This window comes from Gordonia amicalis, from assembly GCF_022059885.1.
Lineage (GTDB): Bacteria > Actinomycetota > Actinomycetes > Mycobacteriales > Mycobacteriaceae > Gordonia > Gordonia amicalis.
The window spans coordinates 1,187,987-1,206,892 of record NZ_CP091855.1; the positions used below are offsets into that span (position 1 = coordinate 1,187,987).

Annotated in this window: 18 protein-coding genes and 1 pseudogene; 9 read left to right on the plus strand and 10 right to left on the minus strand. The window is 68.0% G+C overall.

Going from position 1 to position 18,906, the window contains the following annotated elements:
* Positions 1–210: 210 nt before the first annotated feature.
* The 5 genes from IHQ52_RS05435 to IHQ52_RS05455 form a co-directional block, all read right to left on the minus strand.
* Positions 211–1,704 carry a phytoene desaturase family protein gene (locus IHQ52_RS05435; protein WP_006436620.1) on the minus strand — a complete coding sequence of 498 codons (1,494 nt, stop codon included), beginning with the start codon at positions 1,702–1,704 and terminating at the stop codon, positions 211–213.
* Entirely contained in the window at positions 1,701–2,849 is a 1,149-nt protein-coding gene (locus IHQ52_RS05440) for a glycosyltransferase family 2 protein (protein ID WP_006436621.1), read from the minus strand. The genes IHQ52_RS05435 and IHQ52_RS05440 overlap by 4 nt, the downstream gene beginning before the upstream one ends.
* Positions 2,836–3,690 carry a carotenoid biosynthesis protein gene (locus IHQ52_RS05445; RefSeq protein ID WP_006436622.1) on the minus strand — a complete coding sequence of 285 codons (855 nt, stop codon included), beginning with the start codon at positions 3,688–3,690 and terminating at the stop codon, positions 2,836–2,838. The genes IHQ52_RS05440 and IHQ52_RS05445 overlap by 14 nt, the downstream gene beginning before the upstream one ends.
* A 182-nt stretch (positions 3,691–3,872) precedes the next feature.
* A complete protein-coding gene (locus tag IHQ52_RS05450) occupies positions 3,873–4,595 on the minus strand; it encodes a hypothetical protein (protein WP_006436623.1) in 723 nt (240 codons plus the stop codon).
* Positions 4,592–5,734 carry a polyprenyl synthetase family protein gene (locus IHQ52_RS05455; protein ID WP_040004770.1) on the minus strand — a complete coding sequence of 381 codons (1,143 nt, stop codon included), beginning with the start codon at positions 5,732–5,734 and terminating at the stop codon, positions 4,592–4,594. The genes IHQ52_RS05450 and IHQ52_RS05455 overlap by 4 nt, the downstream gene beginning before the upstream one ends.
* 125 nt (positions 5,735–5,859) lie before the next feature.
* Between IHQ52_RS05455 and IHQ52_RS05460 the strand changes: the two genes are divergently transcribed.
* Positions 5,860–6,153, plus strand: a complete 294-nt coding sequence (locus IHQ52_RS05460) for a hypothetical protein (RefSeq protein ID WP_006436625.1) — start codon at positions 5,860–5,862, stop codon at positions 6,151–6,153.
* A 68-nt stretch (positions 6,154–6,221) separates the two neighbouring features.
* On the plus strand, positions 6,222–7,502 hold the full coding sequence (locus IHQ52_RS05465) for an alpha-hydroxy-acid oxidizing protein (protein WP_006436626.1): 1,281 nt from the start codon (positions 6,222–6,224) through the stop codon (positions 7,500–7,502).
* Positions 7,503–7,686: 184 nt separating this feature from the next.
* On the opposite strand, the gene IHQ52_RS05470 is transcribed toward IHQ52_RS05465, so the two are convergent.
* Complete coding sequence (locus IHQ52_RS05470) at positions 7,687–8,643, minus strand: oxygenase MpaB family protein (protein WP_006436627.1); 957 nt, start codon at positions 8,641–8,643, stop codon at positions 7,687–7,689.
* An 83-nt stretch (positions 8,644–8,726) separates the two neighbouring features.
* Between IHQ52_RS05470 and IHQ52_RS05475 the strand changes: the two genes are divergently transcribed.
* The 5 genes from IHQ52_RS05475 (at position 8,727) to IHQ52_RS05495 (ending at position 13,243) form a co-directional block, all read left to right on the plus strand.
* Positions 8,727–9,431: a TetR/AcrR family transcriptional regulator gene (locus tag IHQ52_RS05475; protein ID WP_006436628.1), complete on the plus strand. Its 705-nt coding sequence runs from the start codon at positions 8,727–8,729 to the stop codon at positions 9,429–9,431.
* A gap of 28 nt (positions 9,432–9,459) precedes the next feature.
* The gene (locus IHQ52_RS05480) at positions 9,460–10,107 is read left to right on the plus strand and encodes a TetR/AcrR family transcriptional regulator (protein WP_006436629.1); all 648 of its coding nucleotides are present in this window, start codon (positions 9,460–9,462) and stop codon (positions 10,105–10,107) included.
* Positions 10,108–10,230: 123 nt separating this feature from the next.
* Positions 10,231–11,445, plus strand: a complete 1,215-nt coding sequence (locus tag IHQ52_RS05485) for an acyl-CoA dehydrogenase family protein (RefSeq protein WP_006436630.1) — start codon at positions 10,231–10,233, stop codon at positions 11,443–11,445.
* Entirely contained in the window at positions 11,442–12,458 is a 1,017-nt protein-coding gene (locus tag IHQ52_RS05490; RefSeq protein ID WP_006436631.1) for a phosphotransferase family protein, read from the plus strand. Before IHQ52_RS05485 ends, IHQ52_RS05490 begins: the two co-directional genes overlap by 4 nt.
* A gap of 38 nt (positions 12,459–12,496) precedes the next feature.
* A complete protein-coding gene (locus IHQ52_RS05495) occupies positions 12,497–13,243 on the plus strand; it encodes an SDR family NAD(P)-dependent oxidoreductase (RefSeq protein ID WP_006436632.1) in 747 nt (248 codons plus the stop codon).
* Between the two features lie 113 nt (positions 13,244–13,356).
* On the opposite strand, the gene IHQ52_RS05500 is transcribed toward IHQ52_RS05495, so the two are convergent.
* A complete protein-coding gene (locus IHQ52_RS05500) occupies positions 13,357–14,064 on the minus strand; it encodes a histidine phosphatase family protein (RefSeq protein WP_006436633.1) in 708 nt (235 codons plus the stop codon).
* Between the two features lie 133 nt (positions 14,065–14,197).
* Here IHQ52_RS05500 and IHQ52_RS05505 point away from each other — a divergent pair, with 133 nt between their 5' ends.
* Complete coding sequence (locus tag IHQ52_RS05505; protein ID WP_085950455.1) at positions 14,198–14,614, plus strand: VOC family protein; 417 nt, start codon at positions 14,198–14,200, stop codon at positions 14,612–14,614.
* A 26-nt stretch (positions 14,615–14,640) separates the two neighbouring features.
* Here the strand turns inward: IHQ52_RS05505 and IHQ52_RS05510 are convergent, their stop codons facing one another.
* Positions 14,641–15,702, minus strand: coding sequence for a sigma-70 family RNA polymerase sigma factor (locus IHQ52_RS05510; RefSeq protein WP_006436635.1), 1,062 nt, complete (start codon positions 15,700–15,702; stop codon positions 14,641–14,643).
* A 673-nt stretch (positions 15,703–16,375) separates the two neighbouring features.
* Between IHQ52_RS05510 and IHQ52_RS05515 the strand changes: the two genes are divergently transcribed.
* The gene (locus IHQ52_RS05515) at positions 16,376–17,539 is read left to right on the plus strand and encodes an ROK family transcriptional regulator (protein ID WP_006436636.1); all 1,164 of its coding nucleotides are present in this window, start codon (positions 16,376–16,378) and stop codon (positions 17,537–17,539) included.
* A gap of 168 nt (positions 17,540–17,707) precedes the next feature.
* Here IHQ52_RS05515 and IHQ52_RS05520 read toward each other — a convergent pair whose 3' ends face one another.
* Together IHQ52_RS05520 and IHQ52_RS05525 are read right to left on the minus strand one after the other, a co-directional pair.
* Complete coding sequence (locus tag IHQ52_RS05520) at positions 17,708–18,556, minus strand: ABC transporter permease (protein ID WP_238064135.1); 849 nt, start codon at positions 18,554–18,556, stop codon at positions 17,708–17,710.
* Positions 18,556–18,903 (minus strand): annotated as a pseudogene (locus IHQ52_RS05525) (daunorubicin ABC transporter ATP-binding protein); the annotation flags it as partial. The pseudogene IHQ52_RS05525 and the gene IHQ52_RS05520, both read right to left, overlap by 1 nt.
* Between the last annotated feature and the right edge of the window lie 3 nt (positions 18,904–18,906).

The following is an 18,906-nucleotide window of genomic DNA, read 5'->3' on the forward strand; positions in this document are numbered from 1 at the left end:
CGTGACGCGTCTTCCGCAGGCTCCGGATGCTCCTCAGGGAGCGGGGGGACCCGCTCCGCAGGCTTCGGACGCGCCTCAGGGAGTGGTTCGTGGCTCGCTGCGCTCGCCTGAGTTCGGTTGGGAGCAACCAATCCTGCCGCCTGAGGTGTGAGGAGCGATAGCGACGAGCCTCGAAGGCCTGGTGAGGCATTCCCTGGGAGGGTTCACTCCTCAGGGGGCAGCGGCGATCAGGTCCGCCACGATCATCGCCGACATCATCACGAGCGGTAGCCCACCGCCCGGGTGCGACGACCCGCCCACCAGGTAGAGGCCCGGAACGGGCGAGGTGTTCTTGGGCCGCAGGAACGCCGCCCGCGGACCGTTCGACGACGAGCCGTAGATCGAACCGCCGGGCGTCATGGTGCGGCGTTCCAGATCTGCCGGCGTGACCAGCAGCCGATGGCGGACCCGGTCGCCGACGTCGACGCCGCGGTCGGCCATCACAGCCATGATCTGATCGGCGTAGCTCTCTGCGAGTCCTGGTGCATCCCAGTCCACTCCGTGCTCGGGATCGTGCCGGGGCGCGTTGACGAGCACGAACCAGGCGGCCGTCTCCGGTCCTGGAACGATCTCGGGATCGTCGGGTGCGGAGATGTACACGGTCGGTCGGGCGACGGGGCGCGGTGGGCCGTTGAAGCCGAAGACGGCGTCGAACTCCTCGTCGTAGTCCTCGGCGAACAGGACGTGGTGATGTGGCTGGTCGGCGGGCGGATCGTCGAGGGCCAGGAGCAGGACGAAGCCCGACAGCGACGGCGTCGACCGTCGCAGCAGCGCAGACGGAATGCGGGCAGGACGGCGCGGTACGAGGCGGCCGTACACCTGGCGGGCGTCCGCATTCGCCACGACGATGTCGGCGGTGCGCCTGCTGCCGTCGGCAAGAACGACACCGTCGACACGTGTGCGTTCGTCCGTCGACACCCGGGACACCTCGACACCGAACTCGATTCGGCCGCCGAGGGCGAGGAGCCGGTCCCGCATCGCGGTCGCGATCCGTCCGAGTCCGCCGCGTACATACCAAGAGCCCCAGGCCTGTTCGGCCCACGGGACGGACGCCAGCGCTGCCGGTGCGCGTCGCGGATCCGAACCGGTGTAGGTGGCGTAGCGGTCGAGGAGCATGGCCAGGCGGGGATCGTCGAGATACTCGGACCCGAGCCCGCGCAGGGACTTCCAGGGCGCCACGGTGCGGACATCCGACGGTGTCGCGATCCCGCCGATCATCGTCCGCACGCTCATCGGCGATTCCAGGAAGGGGCCGTGGGTCACGTCCCAGATGGCCTGGGCGCGAGCGAGAAACGCCGACCACTGGTCGCCACGTCCGGGGCCCAGCGCGGCGTCGAGCGCGGACGGGATGTGGTCGAGGGTGTCGGGCAGCTCGAGTTCGGTGCCGTCGGGGAAGCGGTAACGTGCGGCGACGGGCAGCCGCTGGAGTTCGAGTACGTCGTCCACGGATGCACCGGTGTCATCGAACAGTTCGGTGAGGACGTGTGGCATGGTCACCAGGGACGGGCCGGTGTCGAAGACGAAGCCGTCGTGCTCGATGACGCCGAGTTTGCCGCCGACGGAGTCGAACTGTTCGAGCACGGTGACGTCATGACCGGCCGCCTGCAGGCGCATCGCGGTGGCGAGCCCGCCGACGCCCGCGCCGATCACGATGACCCGGCTCATCGGTCGACCTCGATGGTGCGTCCCTTCCAGCGAAGTTCGCCGCGGCGTCGGGCGATCGTCGAGTCTGCTGCGAGGAAGGTGAACAGGGCGATCGACGCGGGGTGTCCGAAGGCGTCGGGGAAGGTGCGTCCACCGGTGCATCGGGCGGCCACCAGTCGGGAGGCGACGCCGGCGAGGTATCCTACCAGTCCGGTTCGCGACCCGGTGAGTGCGGCGAGAGCCGGGATCACATACATCAGGCAGAGGGCGGCGGTCACCGCGGATGTGCCGGCCGGGGAACCGAACGCAGACCACAGCGATTTGCGGTATCCCGCACGGACTTCGTACCAACCGTCGTACATGTGGCAGATCGCCACGGTGCTTCCCTCGGCGACCACGCCGCGTCCGCCGGCGGCCTTGATCGCCCGGAGCAGGGCGATGTCCTCCAGGACGACGTCGCGGACGGCCTCATGACCTCCCGCCCGTCGATAGGTCACGGCGTCGACCATCAGGAACTGACCGTTCGCGGCCGTCAGGGACTCGCGCGGGGAACGCTCGGCGAGTCCGAGTGGAAGCGTGCTCATCCACGACCACTGGAGCAGCGGCTGCACCAGGCGCTCGGCGGCACTGGTCGCAACCTGCCGTGGATAGGGGCTGACGAGATCGAGACCGGATTCTCGCATCAACGCGACCGACGACGTGAATGCGTGCGGTTCGACCACGACGTCGGCGTCGACGAAGGCGAGGACCCCGTCGGGGAGGGTCCCGGCGGGCAGGGCGTTGTCCGCCAATTGCCGGCAGGCCCAGGTCTTCCCGAGCCACCCGGGCGGGGGTGGCGAACCCTCGAACACCTCGATCCGGTCGTCGTGCGCGGCGAGTCGTGCCAGCACGGCGTCGGTTCCGTCGACCGAGCCGTCGTCGAGCACCAGCACGCGTGCCGGTCCGGGCCAACGGTCGATGGCGTCGAGAACGGCGGTGAGGCAACGTTCGGCCCTGGTGACCTCGTTTCGCATCGGGATGAGGACCGAGAGCGGCTCGGCGGTCGGGATGTCGGTGAGGCCGGGCCGGCGGACTCGGATCGCGTTGTCGACGGTGAGAGCGAGCGATGCCAGCGAGAGACCGGTCCCCACCGTCACCGTGCGATGCCACAGGTCAGTCGCGCGCACGATGTCTCCTGGACTGGATCGATCGCACCTCGAGCACGAGCAGCGGCAGCGCGACCACCCCCATCACCACGGCACCGGCCAGTGCGACCGTCGGCCGGCCGAAGAACACGGCGTGCGCCATGACCGACGAGAAGTAGGTCCACAGATAGGCGGTGACGGGAACCGCGTCGTCCGTGTTCTCGTACCCGGCGCCGACCACGCGGTCGAGGACGGCGATCATCAGGAACGAAACCAGAAGCCAGCCCGCGAAATTCGTCAGTGGGATGTCGTCGACACCGGGCAGGGACGGTTCGGGGAACTGCCACACCCAGTGCCCCTGGTCGACCATCTGGGGATCGAGGAAGACGTCCCACGCGGTGAGGGCATAGGCGCCCAGGAACGCGGTGGCCACACGCGCACGCGTGCCGGACAGGTTCAGTGCCCCGATGAGTCGCCGGGTGACGGCGAGCGCAGGCCACGACATCATGATCCAGGCCAGCGGCACCAGAACCGGCACGCCGAGAATCTTGAGGCCCAGACCGTCGGTGTAGGCATATGTGCCGAAAGGGAATCCGGTACTGACACCGATCGCCTCGGCGACCAGCCCGCCGCCGCCGGCGATCACCACCAGACCCACCGCGGCCCCGAGTCCACGCGTGGCCGCCAGATGGATCACCGACGCCGACGCCAGCAGCACCACGCTCGCGACGGTCAGCGGAAGAGTGCCACCACCGGTCAGCGGGAAGGCGATCTGGACCCCGATGGTCGCGGCCAGGAGAACCCACGCGACCGGGATGAGGTGGTGACGGCGGGATGATCTACTCGCCGGGCCTTCGTGGCTCGTCGCCTGCGCTCCTCGCACCTCAGGCGGCGAAGGTACTGGGGCTTGCGCTCCTCGCACCTCAGGCGGCGAAGGTACTGGGGCTTGCGCTCCTCGCACCTCAGGCGGCGAAGGTACTGGGGCTTGCGCTCCTCGCACCTCAGGCGGCGAAGGCGTTTGCGCTTGTGTTCCTTGTGCTTTGGCTGGCGAATGTCTGGTCGTGCTCATGCGGATCTCCCCTGGTAGGTCCCCGTGACGTCGAGGACGGCGAACCGGGCAAAGAGTTCCTCGGCGTACCAACGGGCGGGTTTGGTGCGCGAGATGGCGGACTTGTGGGCGGGGGAGCGGTAGGCGAAGTCGGTGAGGTCGTGCGCGGAGTCCCAGAGCGAGAACGTGCCCTGGACGCCGATCGGCAGCTCGCCGACGCCGAGCGCGAGTCGATTCCCCTGTGCGCCGGCCAGTTCCGACGCCACCGGCGGAACCGCCCGCCAGAAGGACGCCATCGTCGTCGGCCGCAACCGGGCGCGGGTGAGTGCGGCGACCGGTCCCGCCCAGTCACGTGGCCGGACCCCGGCGGCCGGCTGGCCGTCGTGCGACCGATGGCCGAACGGGTCGACCCTCGACCACCGACCCTTCGACCGGAGCGGCCGCATCGTGATGCGCAGTTCCTCGGTGCTCGAGTCCTGCCAGCGTCGCAGGACCCGCGAATTCGACGAGGCGCGCGCCGCATCGTCGTCGTTCCAGACGGTGAGCGCTGCCCAGTGCCGCAGGTCGGCGCTCTCCATCGTGAACGTCCTGGCGGTTCCGGTGCCGAGCAGTTTGGCGAACCGAAGTCCCGGGGTCGCCCGTAGCGCGCGGCGTCCCGATGCCATCCGGCCGAGCGCGGGCATCACCCGGTCGACGCCCCAGATGCGCAACTCGACCGTCGGAGCACCATCCGAGTTCATGAGCGGCGCCACACACAACGTTCGACGAGGGAGGTGAGGGCCTGACGGGTCTGGTCGTCCACCGAGGCGTGCGCGACGACGGCGAGAGCGTCCTCGGCGAGCTCGACGATGCGTTGTTCGACGCGTTCGAGCGCGCCGGTGGATTCCACGACCTCGCGCATCAGTGCCGCACCGTCGGCGTCGAGGTCCGGGTTGCCGAGGCAGTTGGCCATCACCCGCCGTTCCGTCCAGGTCGCCGATTCCTCGGCCAGTGCCATCAGCATGGTGCGCTTGCCCTCGCGGATGTCGTCGATCGTCGGCTTCCCGGTGACCTTCTCGTCGCCGAAGACACCGAGGATGTCGTCGCGCAGCTGAAATGCTTCACCGGCGCTGAGCCCGATGCGGTCGTAGTCGGCCAGGAGGCCGGCGTCCGCGCCGGCGAGCGTGCCACCGAGACGGAGCGGTTGCCCGATGCTGTAGCGGGCGCTCTTGTATCGGAGGACGCGCACGGTCCGATCAGGATCGGTGTGCTCCTCGGTCTGGCCGAGCATGTCCAGGTACTGCCCCGCGTAGGCCTCGTTGCGCATCTCCGTCCAGGTCTCGCGCACGGCTTGCCGGACGTCCCGGGGCACGGCGTCGACCGCCGCGGCGACCAGATCGTCCGACCACGACAGGCACATGTCGCCGACGAGGATCGCAACGGCGGTGCCCCACGTGTCGGAATCGCCGCGGCGCCCGTCGGCGCGATGAGTGTCGGCGAAGTGGCGGTGGACGGTGGGGAGGCCGCGACGGGTGTCGGAGTCGTCCATCACGTCGTCGTGGACCAGGGCGGCGAAGTGGAACAACTCGATCGCGGACGCCAACTCGACGACACCGGGCACCGTCTGCCCACGTGCCGCGCCTCGAGCACCCCACAGGCAGAAGGCCGCGCGCAGGCGCTTGCCACCGCCGATACGTCCCCCGATGGCATCCACCGCGGGAGTGAGCTCGGCCCCCACTTTCTGCAGCGTCAGGGCATGGCGGCGGAAGTGCGCGGCCAGGACCTCCTCGACGAGTTCCAGGTCGGTCGTCGCGTCGTCGATCGCGCGGAGACCGGAGTTCGTGTCGAGGACAGGCCGGTGGGGGAGGGATGAGTCGGTCATCTCTGCGGTCTGTGTCATGTCGAGGCCCTTCGGGGGGTGCGGGTCGGCTGTCGGGTCCGCCGGCGTATGCGGGTAACCGGTCTTCGGAGCGGTGACACCCGACGGATGGGTGCGGGCTCCGGGATGCCGGTACGTTGGGTCGCATGGCAGTGGATGCAACGGTTCCCGTGGTGGCGGTCGGTCTGGTCGGCGGTTTCGCGGCGGCGCGATACAGCGGTCGGCGAGAGCTGGGCGGGGTGGTCCTCGCGACGGCAGGCGCCTGGTGCACCCGACGGTGGGCGGTCGAGAAGGGGCCGGCGGTGGCGGGCGGTCTGCTCGCCACCTATCTGGCGGCGTTCGGCGGCTCGCATCCGCTCGCGAAGAAGATCGGTGCCTGGCCGTCCGTGGGCCTGGTGACGGTTGCCGCCGCCGGCGTGACGGCGATCGCCACGCGCTGAGTCAGGGTCCCTCGGACACAGCCGGAATCGTCCCGGGCCGGCCGATGCCGACGTTACGATCGGCTCCCATGACCACGGGATACGGGCGAGCGCGGCAGAATGACATCTACACCGCTGGTGTTCACCGACGAAAGCCACGCGTGCCAACCGATTTCGCGGAACTCGAACGTCGCGCCAGACGGGCGATGTCGGCCCGCGCGTGGGCGTACATCGGCGGCGGTGCCGGTGAGGGTCGCACGATGGCGGCCAACCGCCGGGCCCTGGACCGCTGGGCGATCGTGCCGCGGATTCTCCGCGATGTCTCCGAGCGAAACCTCGAGGTGGAACTGTTCGGGCGTCGCATCCCGGCACCGGTGTTGTTCGCGCCGGTGGGTGCCGGGTCCCTGGCTGTTCCGAACGCCGACCGGCTGATCGGTCATGCGGCCGCGGAACTCGGTGTGCCGTACATCTTTTCGAACCAGGCGAGTGTGCCGATGGAGACCGTGGCCGCCGAGATGGACGGTGTGGCGCCAGGTGCGCCGCGATGGTTCCAGCTGTACTGGTCCACCGACGACGAGTTGGTCGACAGCCTGCTCGCCCGTGCGGAGGAGATCGGTGCCGACGCGGTGGTCGTCACCTTGGACACCACGATGCTCGGATGGCGTCCCCAGGACCTGAACCTGGGATCGCTGCCATTCGCGCGGGGTGAGGGCATCGCGCAGTACACCTCGGACCGGCGCTTCGCCGACATCGTCACCGAGCGACTGCGCACCGCCGCCGGGGAACGACCCGAGATCTCCCTCGGCGCCATCGCGACCCTGATCTCGATCACCCGCAACGCGCCGGGGCGCTTCCTCGCGAATCTCACGTCGGCCCGACCGCGCGCCGCGGTGCAGACCTTTCTCGACATCTATTCGCGTCCGTCGCTGAGCTGGGACGATCTCGCGGGGCTGCGCGGGCGGACGTCGCTGCCGATCGTGCTCAAGGGGGTGCTCCATCCCGACGATGCCCGTCGCGCCGTCGACGCCGGGGTCGACGGCATCATCGTGTCCAACCACGGTGGACGCCAGATCGACGGTGCCGTGAGCACGATCGACGCCCTCGAGGAGATCGCGCCCGCCGTCGACGGCCGGATCAAGGTGCTCATCGACTCCGGGATCTACACCGGCTCAGACGTTTTCAAGGCACTCGCGCTCGGCGCCGACGCCGCCTGCATCGGCCGGCCGCACATGTACGGGCTGGCGCTTGCCGGTGCCGACGGTGCACGCGACGCGGTGGCCGACATCATCGCCGAACTCGACCTCACGCTCGGACTCGCCGGCCATACCGACGTTGCCGCGCTCGGCCGCGATGCGTTGCGGAGGTTGTAGGCGCGCGTTTCGACACGGCGCCTCGCTGCGCTCGGTGCCGGCTCAACGGGCGGGGAGGGGTCGTCGCTGCGCTCGGTGCCGGCTCAACGGGCGGAGGAACGAGCGGAGGGGTGGCTCAGAAGGCCGAAAAGCCCGTCCCGCTCGCGATGAGCGGGACGGGCTTCCCCCAACCGGGAACCGGAACTCAGACCAGAGGGCGACCGGTGCGCATCCGCCACCGGACGTCGGCGAGCAGCAGGTTGAACGGGAAGCTGCGAACCGGCTTGGGTGCGCGGGTGATGATCGCCCGGAGTGCGGCGTTGTGCTTGTCGAAGAACAGTTGCTGCCACGGCGACAGTCGCACGTCCATCTTCCGGCGGAAGTTCTCCGGCAGGAAGCCGATGGCCAGGATCTCGAAGTACCAGCCCAGTAGCTTGGCCACGATCGGACCCAGGAACTCGGCGCGGGCGATCTTCATCAGGTACTCACGGATGACCGGGTCGATCTCGAGAGTCTCGACGGTCTCGTTCCAGTACTCCTCGAAGGCCGCTCGATCGGCCGGCCAGGCCTCGCGCGGGACCTGCAGCGTGGTGCCCAGGACGGCGCCGGCCTGGTAGAAATCGTCGGACACCTCGGTCATCCCGCCGAAGATCCGATGGACGTCCTCGGTGCCGCGGTACAGGCAGGCCGCGACCCACAGCTGCAGCTTCGGGTCGAAGGCGTTGTATTTGACCGGGCTGTCGGTGGTGGACCGGACCTGCGCGTGGGCTTTGCCGATCGCCTTGCGGTAGGCCTTGCGGTCCTTGGCGCTGCCCAGACCGGCGACCGCGAGGTAGCTCAGAGTGGTGCGACCGCGCTTGAGGGGATGCTTGAACAGATTCCCGGAGTCGACGCGGCTCTCGTACACGCCGTAACCCACCGCCGGCAGGCTCAGCTGCATGATGACGTTCGCCGCGCCGGCGAGGACGCCGATGCCCAACGGATCGAGGTTCTGTGCGGAGGGGAGCGCGTCCAGTTCGGCGCGGGACATGCGTGCGGTCGACGGCAGGAACTCGGTGTCCGGCTTCTCCGCGGCGAGGAACTGCTCGATCTCGGGTGTGGCGTCGGCCGACGTTCGCGGCGACAGGGCCGAGCTTCCACTGGTGATAGGCTCCGATGCCATCGAACCCCTCCTGGCCGGATTTAGGAAACGTTTGCTTCCCGTTTTATAAAACATGAACTTACTGGGGTGTCAAGATAGGAACCATGGGAAGAGGACCTTCGACCCCGGAAACCGGGTCCGACGCCGCTGCGTCGGATACGGCTGCTTCCCTCCGCGCGTACGGCGGCGAGGGTGGCGACACCCGGGTCGCGCGACGCCGCGCATCGCTGATCGACGCAGCTCTGGACCTGCTCGGCGCCGATGACGCGGAGGCGGTCACGGTGCGCGGAGTCTGTCGGCGGGCCGGCCTGACCGCACGATACTTCTACGAGAGTTTCGAGTCGGTCGACCAGCTCGTCGGTGTGGTGTACGACGAGGTCATCGAGGAGATCGCACATTCGAGCCTCGCCGCGTTCTCTGAGGGCGCGACCATGCGCGCCAAGGTGGCCGGAGCGGTCGCCGCGATCGTCGACCTCATCGATCAGGATCGGCGCAAGGGTCGACTGCTGTTCTCGCAAGCCCTGCTGAGCCCGGTGATCGCAGCGAAGCGGATGGAGTCCACCACACTGTTCGCGGATCTGACGCTCCAGAGCACCTCGACGATTCTCGATGTGCACGTCGGCCCCGCGCAGGCGACGGGCGTGGCGCATTACCAGGTGGGTGGGTTGAGTCGCCTGCTCGCGGCCTGGCTCGAGGGCGACGTCGAGCTCACGAAGTCGGACGTCGTGGACCTCAGCATCGCGTTGCTCGTGTCCCCCGCGGAGATCCTGGAGAAGAGCCTGTCCCACCGCAGCGCCGATGGTGAGTAGTGCCGCGCGTGGAGATATGTTTGAACCCATGAACAGCGGAACCGGCGAAACCGACGTACGACCGGCGAAGCAACCTCTCGGCGCGTGGCGTGACTACGGCGAGCCCGAGCTCCCGATCCCGCTGGCGGCGGCCCTCGAGGCGTTCGCCGAGCAGGGCTATCACGGCACGTCGGTCAGAGAGGTCGCCGCGCGGGCGAACCTCTCGGTGCCGGGGCTGTACCACCACTACCCGTCGAAGCAGTCCCTGTTGCAGGGTCTGCTCGAGCGGACGATGACCGACCTGCTGGCCCGGTCGGAGGCGGCGATCCTCGAAGCCGGACCGGAGCCGGTGAAGCAGTTCGACGCGGTCGTCGAATCCTTGCTGCGGTTCCACATGTACCGCCGGGAGCAGGCATTCGTCGGATCCACGGAGATCCGGAGTCTCGACGACGACTACCGGCCGAAGTACATCGCCCACCGGGACCGTCAGCAGCGGATGGTCGACGAGATCGTCTTCGCCGGCGTGGAGGCGGGCGACTTCACCACCGAGTACCCGAAGGATGCGGCCCGCGCGGTGGCCACGATGTGTGTGGGTGTCTCGACGTGGTTCAAACTCGACGGACTGCTGGGCCCGGACGAGCTGATCGCGCGGAATCTTCAGCTGGCCCGTGCCCTGGTGGGTTACCGCACCACCTGAGGGCACGGATTTCACCCGGTCAGCCTTGACCAGGATGACATCGCCTGGCAAGGTATGGACGGCCGAACGATCGCTCGGTCGGCGTCGGGTAAAGTTCCCGTCGGTCCAGCCAAAGGAGTCACGATGCCCATAGACCTGCGCCACGATCCCGCGGTGGTCGAGCTGGTCGAGAAGACCGAACGTTTCGTCCGCGAGTACGTGTTGCCGCTCGAGGATGCGAACGCCGGCGACATCACCGCAGCCGGCGGAGACGACCTGCGCCGCGAGATGAATGCAAAGGCCAAGGCGGAGGGCATCTTCGCCCCGCACGCACCGGTCGAGTTCGGCGGTCTCGGCCTGAACATGACCGACCGCGCGCCGGTCTTCGAGGCGGCGGGCTACTCCACCTTCGGTCCTGTCGCGCTGCACATCGGCGCGCCGGATGAGGGCAACATCCACATGCTCGAGCGCATCGCCAGCGAAGAGCAGCGCCACAAGTATCTCGCCCCGCTCGCCACCGGCGAGGTGCGGTCGGCCTTCGCGATGACCGAACCGGCGCCGGGCGCGGGCTCGGACCCCAATGCGCTGCGTACGCAGGCCGTCCGCGCCGACGGCGGCTGGAAGATCAACGGCAAGAAGCACTTCATCACCGGCGCCGAGGGCGCGGGCTTCTTCATCATCATGGCCCGCACGGCCGGCTCGCCCGGTGACCGCGGCGGCGCCACGATGTTCCTGGCTCCGGCCGACACCCCGGGAATCACCGTCGGTCGCCACATCAACACCATCGACAAGGCGATGATCGGCGGACACTGCGAGGTCACCTTCGACGACCTCTTCGTTCCCGACGCCGACATCCTCGGCGAGGTCGACGAGGGCTACCGCTACGCACAGGTCCGGCTCGGACCGGCCCGCATGACCCATGTCATGCGCTGGCTCGGCGCCGCCAAACGCTGCCACGACGTCGCGGTCGACTATGTCTCGCGCCGTGAGGGATTCGGTGGCCGACTTGGCGACCTCGGCATGATCCAGCAGATGATCGCAGACAACGAGATCGACCTCGCCGCATCGCGTGCGCTCCTGCTCAAGGCCTGTCATGAACTGGACCTGGGCAACCACGCGTCCGACGAGACCTCGATCGCGAAGACCTTTGCCGGTGAAGCATATTCGCGCATCGCCGACCGCAGCATCCAGATGTGCGGCGGCCTCGGGGTCTCCGCCGACCTGCCGATCGCCCGCCTGTCGCAGGAACTTCGTCCGTTCCGCGTCTACGACGGTCCGTCCGAGGTCCACCGCTGGGCCATCGCGCGCCGCGCCGTCGGCCGCGCGAAGAAGGCACAGGCCGCGGCGGGTGCGAAATGACCGGAGTCGAATCAGCTCTCGAGGCGGACAAACTCCGCCGACTCCTCGTCGACAGCGGCGTCGAAGTCGCCGGTGACCTGTCCATCGACCTGATCAGTGGCGGCAAGTCGAATCTGACCTACACCGTCACCGACGGCCACACGAAGTGGGTGGCGCGTCGTCCACCGACTGGTGGACTCACGCCGTCCGCCCACGACATGAACCGCGAGTGGGCTGTCACCAGTGCGCTGCAGTCGACCTCGGTGCCGGTCGCGCGAACTGTCGCCTTCGACTCCGACGGGTCGATCATCGGGGCACCCTGCACGGTCGTCGAATTCGTCGACGGCCGGGTGGTGCGCACCGCCGAGGATCTCGCCGTGTACTCCGACGAGGAGGTGGCCGCCAATCTCGACGGTCTCGTCCGGACGCTCGCCGACCTGCACGCCGTCGACTACCACGCCGTCGGTCTCGGCGACTTCGGACGGCCGGCCGGATTCGCTGCGCGACAGGTCAAACTGTGGGCCCGTCAGTGGGGTCACGTGAAGACCCGCGAGCTGCCCGACGTGGACCGCCTCGTCGAAGCGCTGTCCGAGCGTGTGCCCGAGAAGGCCCGGGAATCGGTGGTGCACGGGGACTTCCGCGTCGACAACACGATCGTGGACGCGAACGACCCGGCACGCATCGCCGCTGTCGTGGACTGGGAGATGTCGACGCTCGGCGATCCACTGACCGACGTCGCGCTCATGTGCGTGTACCGGACCGGTGCCTTCGACCAGGTGCTCGGCTTCTCCGCGGCGTGGACCAGCGATCGCTACGCATCCGTGGACGAGATCGCGCAGAAGTATGCCACCGCAACCGGTTCCGACCTCGGCGACTGGGACTTCTACCTCGGTCTCGCCAACCTGAAGCTCGGCGTGATCGCCGAGGGCATCACCTACCGTGCCCTCTCGGGCGCGTCGTCGGGCGACGGCGCCGAGCGTGCGGGTGAGGCCACCGCGGCTTTCATCGCCGACGGTCTGCGTCACATCAGCTGAGAGTCACATGGGAACAGTCAGAATACGGGGACAAGTGCATGAGTGAAGTGTCGAAGAACCGGTCCGCGTTGGTCACCGGCGCGTCCCGTGGCATCGGAGCGGCGATCGCCGAACGGTTCGCCGCGGACGGTTGGGACCTGACGATCAGTGCCCGAGGCCGGGAAGCGTTGGAGAAGAAGGCGGCCGAGCTCCGCGAGCACGGCGCCGGCCGGGTGGAGGTCGTCCCGGCCGACATGACCGATGCCGAAGCGATCGCCGCACTCGGCACCGCCCATGCGGAGGCATTCGGGCGATGCGACGCGCTGATCATCAACGCGGGCATGGGCTCCAAGGGTGCGGTGGCGGATATGCCGGTCAAGCGTTTCGACCGTCTCTACGAGGTCAACGTGCGGGCGCCGTACATCCTGCTGCAGTCGGTACTGCCGATGCTGCGGACGACGGCGGAAGCCAACGGGACGGCGAAAGTCATTGCCGTGGCGTCGATCACCGGCGTCTACCCCGAGCCCGAGCTGTCCGCCTACGGCGCGACCAAGGCCGCGTTGATCTCGCTGTGCGAGACGTTCAACCTCGAGGAGTCGGAGAACGGCGTGAGTGCGACGACGATCGCGCCGGGTTACGTTGCCACCGACATGACCGACTGGCTCAAGGACCGCATCTCCAAGGACGAGATGATCACGGCCGCCGATGTCGCCGTCGTCGCACATTCGGTCACGCAGCTGTCGCGGTATGCAGTGCTGCCGAACGTGGTGCTCACGCGTCCGGGCACGAATCTGCATCGGGCCTAGCAGGCGTCGAACACAACGAGGAGCCGTGTCGAACGCCCCTGTCGCGGGGGTGATTTCGGCACGGCTCCTCGTTGTGCGTGGTTGCTCGACGCGCACACACCATGCCGCTGGACTCAGCGGAAGGTCGAGATACCGCCCTCACGGTCGGAGAGGTGGCCGTGCTCGTTGAACGACACCACCGTCACGCCTTGCCTGCCGACGATCAGTTTCGTGATCGACGCATTGACCATCGAGCGCGCCATCGTCGGCCACTGCTCGTCCGGGATGCCCCAGAGCTGCGCGATCCACTGCGTGATGGTGCCCGCGGAGGACACCACCAGGAGCGTCTGACCTGACCCGGCCTGCTCCGTGGCACGAACCGCGGCGTCGTGCACCCGGGCCTGGAACTGTGGGTAACTCTCCGCGGGTCCACCGTCGGGTCCCGGTGTCGGTTCGTGGTCGCCGGCCGCGATCCAGGCCGCGAGGCCCTTGTCCAGATGCTGCTGGTAGTTGCGGCCGTCGCGGTACATCTCCGGGGATGCGTGTCCCACGAGCGCCGGCAGCGAGTACTCGTTCCAGCCGGGATCCACCTTCGCGTCCGGTCGTGCTTCGAAAGCGCCGAGCACTCCGCTGAGGGTCTGGCTCTGCCGCGGTAGGTCACCACTCACGGCCGCCGTGAATCCGTCGATCTGCCCCGACAGGAACGCACCGGAAACCGCGGCCTGGGTGTCGCCGGTCGCGGTGAGTCCGCCCGGGCCGTTCCGGAGGTCGTCCGTGGCGTCGGATACGCCGTACGCCAACGCATTAGCCTGACCGTGCCGCACAAGGTAGATGACGCCCATGAGTGAACACTATTCGATCGCGATGAATTCGTATGCGCGGGCAGGTCTGTATCGGGTGAGACCCTGTTCCGGCCGGCCGATCCGCATGCGGTCGAACGGGCGGGTCGAGTCCCGATCCCGACTGGAGGCCGCCGTGGCATCGATGCTCTTCGTCAATCTGCCGGTGGCCGACGTGGCGCGGTCACGACGGTTCTTCGGCGCGCTGGGCTTCCGGTTCGACGAGATGTTCTGCGATCAGGCCACCGTGTGCATGACGATCAACGACGCCGCGATGGTGATCCTGATGCAGCACCGACGCTTCGAGGGGTTCGCGGCCGGGAGCATCGCCGACCCCACCCGCGGGCGAGAGGCGCTCGTCTCGTTCTCCGCCGACAGCAGGGAACACGCCGACCAGCTCGCAGGCGCGGCGCTCGCCGCGGGCGGTGCACCGCTGCGCGACCCCGAGGACTTCGGGTTCATGTACTGCTGCAGCTTCTGCGATCCGGACGGCCATGCCTGGGAGGTGGTCTGGATGGACCCCTCCCAACTGCCGCAGAATCCCGACGGGTGACCCGGGACGCCAGTTCGGCCTGGGTATCAGTGCCAGGGGTTCGGCGCGGTGCGAGCCGGGGCGTCGTACGGCGTCGGGGGGAGGCCGAACCTCGCGAAGTCGGCTTCCATGGTGTCGCTGAAGAACGCCACCACGTAGCCGACCTTCTGCGTCGCCGGATCGATGTCGAGGACCTGGAGCTGAAACGGCCGGTGGACGCCGTCGGGTTCGCGCATGTACAGACCGAACGCGGGCTGCCCGTTGGCGACGGTGGGCAGCAGGATCTGATCGCCGGGCTTCTCCGCCGGGCAGTTCTTACTGATGAGTGTCCCGATCGCCTCCGGGCCCTGGTACCAGCCGGTGAACGGCGGCATCTCCCAGATCGCCTTGTCGGTGAACATCTCGGCGATCGCGTCGACGTCGTAGCGCTCGAAAGCCGACACATAGCGTGCGAGCAGTTCCCGCTTGGCGTCGTCGTCGAGGACCGAGGAGTCCGAACTCGCGGAGTCGGCCTGCGGCCGCGCGGTCTTCAGTTGCTCGCGGGCGCGCTGCAGAAGGCTGTTGACGGTTGCGGTGGTGACGCCGATAGTGTCCGCGACCTCGGCGGCGCGCCACTGCAGGACGTCGCGCAAGATCAGCACGGCGCGCTGGCGTTCGGGGAGATGCTGGAGGGCGGCGATGAACGCCAGCCGCACCGATTCGCGTGCGCCGACGACGAAGGCCGGGTCCGCGTCGTCGCCGGGGGTGATCTCGTCGACGGTGCCGGCATACGGCTCGAGCCAGGGCACCTCGTGGTTCTGGAGGAGGTCGTCGGTCGGGTCGAAGGCATCGCCGCCGAGGCCGGACGGGAGCGGTCGGCGCTGTGAACTCTGTAGTGCCGTGAGACAGGTGTTGGTGGCGATCTTGTGCAGCCAGGTCCGCACCGAGGAGCGGTGGTCGAACTTGGAGTATCCGCGCCACGCGCGCAGGAATGTCTCCTGGGCCAGGTCCTCCGCGTCGTGATGCGAGCCCAGCATCCGATAGCAGTGGGCGACGATCTCACGACGGAACGGTTCGGCGACCTCCAGGAAATCGGCGTCGGAAACGGACTCACCCGCGGTTGTGGTCATGCTCACAATTTACCGTCGATCACCGACACACTCGACTCGGAAGAGACAAGGCGACCTCGGTCCGCTCGGAACGCGACCCAGGTCGGATGGGCGCCGGGTAAGGATTTGGAATCACGCTGAGCGCAACCCGCGCGAATCATCGTCGGCGGGGCTATCTTCGCCGGTGAACGCATATGCCCGTAGGTTGCCAAACCTCCGTCACCTGGCGGAACGGGCTTGCCGCGGCGGGGTGGGCGTTGCTAGCTTGATCCGCATGACGAGTGTCGACCGCAGGCTGTCGGAGGTCACCTATGTGACCACCGCGCTGGGCTGCCGTCTGCCGCTCGCTCGTGTTCTCTGTTGTTGTCGTCGAATGCGCTGAGCCGACGCCTCGTCCGGGGTGTCGCTCCAAGTCTCTTCATCCGAGCACTTCAGCCACCCCGCCCCGCCGTGAAGAACGCGGGGATTTTCGACGAGGACAATCATGACCGCAATCCTTCCCGAGATCTCCACTCGCACCCTGCGCACCGCCCCCACGCCGCTGACGCGTCGGCCTGCGTCCCGGCCGGTGCGCCGTGGTCCGCAGGTGAGCCGCCAACCCGTACCGTTGTCATCCGTAACTTCGTCGGTCCCGTCGTCCCGAATCCCGGGACCGATCGCTGACCGACGAGGATTCGGGAAGGGGGATCAGCGGGTGCACGTTGCGACGCCTCGCCTCGAGCTGTCGAACAAGCCGGCCGCTCTCGTCCTCCGGGCCGCCCGCCTGGCCGGCCCGCTGTTCCGCGATGATGCCGCCGAACGCACCGGCCTGAGCATCTCGACGGTCAACCGCCAGGTCAGTGCATTGCTGAAGGCCGGCCTGATCCGCGAGCGCGCGGACCTCGCCCCGTCGGGAGCCATCGGACGCCCGCGCCTGCCCTTCGAGGTCAACCTCGCCGAGTTCCTCACCCTCGGTATCCACATCGGCTACAAGGTCACCTCCATCACCACCCACGACCTGCTGCATCGCGTGGTCGGTGCCATCCAGATCCCGACGCCGGTGGCCGACACGCCCGAGCAGACCCTCGCCGCGATCGGTGTGAGCGCACGCCGCTTCGCCGAACGCTGGACCGGAAAGCGAGTGCTCTGGGTCGGCGTCGCACTCGGTGGCCGGGTCGCCGAGGGCGGCATCGTGGATCATCCCCGCCTGGGCTGGGAGGGTGCACCCGTCGGGCGTGTCATCGCCGAGGCCGTGGGTCTGCCGGTCTCGGTCGCGTCGCACGTCGAGGCGATGGCAGCCGCCGAGCTGGTCCTCAACCCCGACGACGAGCAGTCGAGCTTCCTGTACTTCTACGCCCGCGAAATGCTGGGCATCGCCTTCAGTGTCGGCGGTACCGTCCACACTCCCACCGCAGGACCGCCGGTGATCGGTCACTTCCCGACCGGCGCCACCGAGCTCCTCGATCCGCACCGCACCGGGCGTCTGGAACCGGCGGTGAGCGATACCGGTGTTGTCGAAGCCGCTCAGGCGCTGGGTCTTTCGGTGGCCGATGTCGAGGGCCTGCACGGTCTCGCCCGTGCGGGTGACGCAACCGCGCGCGCTCTGCTCGAAGAACGTGCCGAGGTCCTGGGCCGCACTGTCGGTCTCATCGCCGACATCTTCAACCCAGACCACATCATCCTCGGCGGTCAGGCGTTCACCGACTACCCGGCCAGCCTGCCGACGGTGGCCCGCGCCGTTCGCGAGACCTCGATCGTCACCAAACGCGATGTGCGGGTATCGCATTCGGGAGCCACGGTGCAGCAGCAGGCGGCCGGTGCGGTCTCGCTCGACGCGATCTACAGCGACCCGCTGCAGGCGATCGGGTTGACCGCCTGAACGGGCCGCTGTAGTCCCCTCGATACGCTCGCAAGCTCGCTACTCGGGGAGCGTGGTGTGGTTCGCGAGCTCGCTACTCGGGGAGCGTGGTGTGGCTCGCGAGCTCGGTACTCGGGGAGCGTGTTGTGGCTCGCTACTCGGGGAGCGTGGGCCGGTTGCCTGCTCCGCTCAGTCGATGGTGCGCTTGTTGTACGCACGCAGGGCGAACGGTGCGAAGATCAGGGTCAGCGCGACCGCCCAGACGATGGTCGAGATGACCGGATACTGAAGCGGCAGTGCCGAACCCGGACCGAACTCCGGACCGTTGCCCCACAGCACACGCAAGGCCTGTACCAGTGACGACATCGGATTCCATTCGGCGATCGTCCTGAGCCACGTGGGCATCGGGTCGGTCGGGACGAACGCGTTCGACAGGAACGTGATCGGGAACAGCGTCGAGAACATGAAGCCGTTGACCGCCTCCACGGTTCGCAGCCACGATCCGATGAGGATGCCGAACCAGATCATCGCGAATCCGAACAGCAACAGCATGGCGTACGCGAGAACGGCCTCGACGAAGGACCCGCGGATTCGCCAGCCGATCGCGAGCCCGGTCAACGACATCACCACAATGCCGATGGAACTGTGCAGGACGCTCGCGATGCTACGGCCGATCAGCACCGACGACCGGCGTATGGGTAGTGACCGGAAGCGGTCGATGATGCCCTTCTCCAGATCCGCGGTGATTCCGGACGCAACGATGAATGCGGTGAACACGATGGTCTGGCCCATGATGCCCGGCAGCAGGAATTCCTTGTAGGAGGCACTGTCGGTCTGGATCGACGTGCCGAACACATACGCGAACAGAAGCACGAACATGATCGGCTGGATGGTGACGTCGGAGAGCATCTCCGGCATCCGTTTGGTGTGGATCATGTTGCGTTTCACCATGATCCAGGACTGCTGCCAGAGGGACGTCGGATGGACTCGCGATGTGCTCGCGACCACCGCGTCGGTGTGTGCAGTGGTGGTGGTCATCAGGAGTGCTCCTCGTCGGTGGAGTTGGTGGTGTCCTCGGCGCGGTGTCCGGTGAGGGATAGGAAGACGTCGTCGAGGCTCGGGCGTGCGAGGCCGAAATCGTCGACAGCGATACCGCTTTCGTCGAACCATGCGGCGACGCGGGGGAGGTCCCCGAGGCCGCCGGAAGCGGTGGTGAGCCGGCGTGCGGGGACGTCGACGAACACCTCCGCGCCGTTCTTGCGCAGCAAGGCCTCGGCCGCCGGGAGATCGTCGGCGTTGGACACGGTCAGCACGAGGCTCGCCGCGCCGGCCTGCTCTTTGAGCTGCAGCGGCGTGCCGTGGGCGATGATCCTGCCCTTGTCGATCTC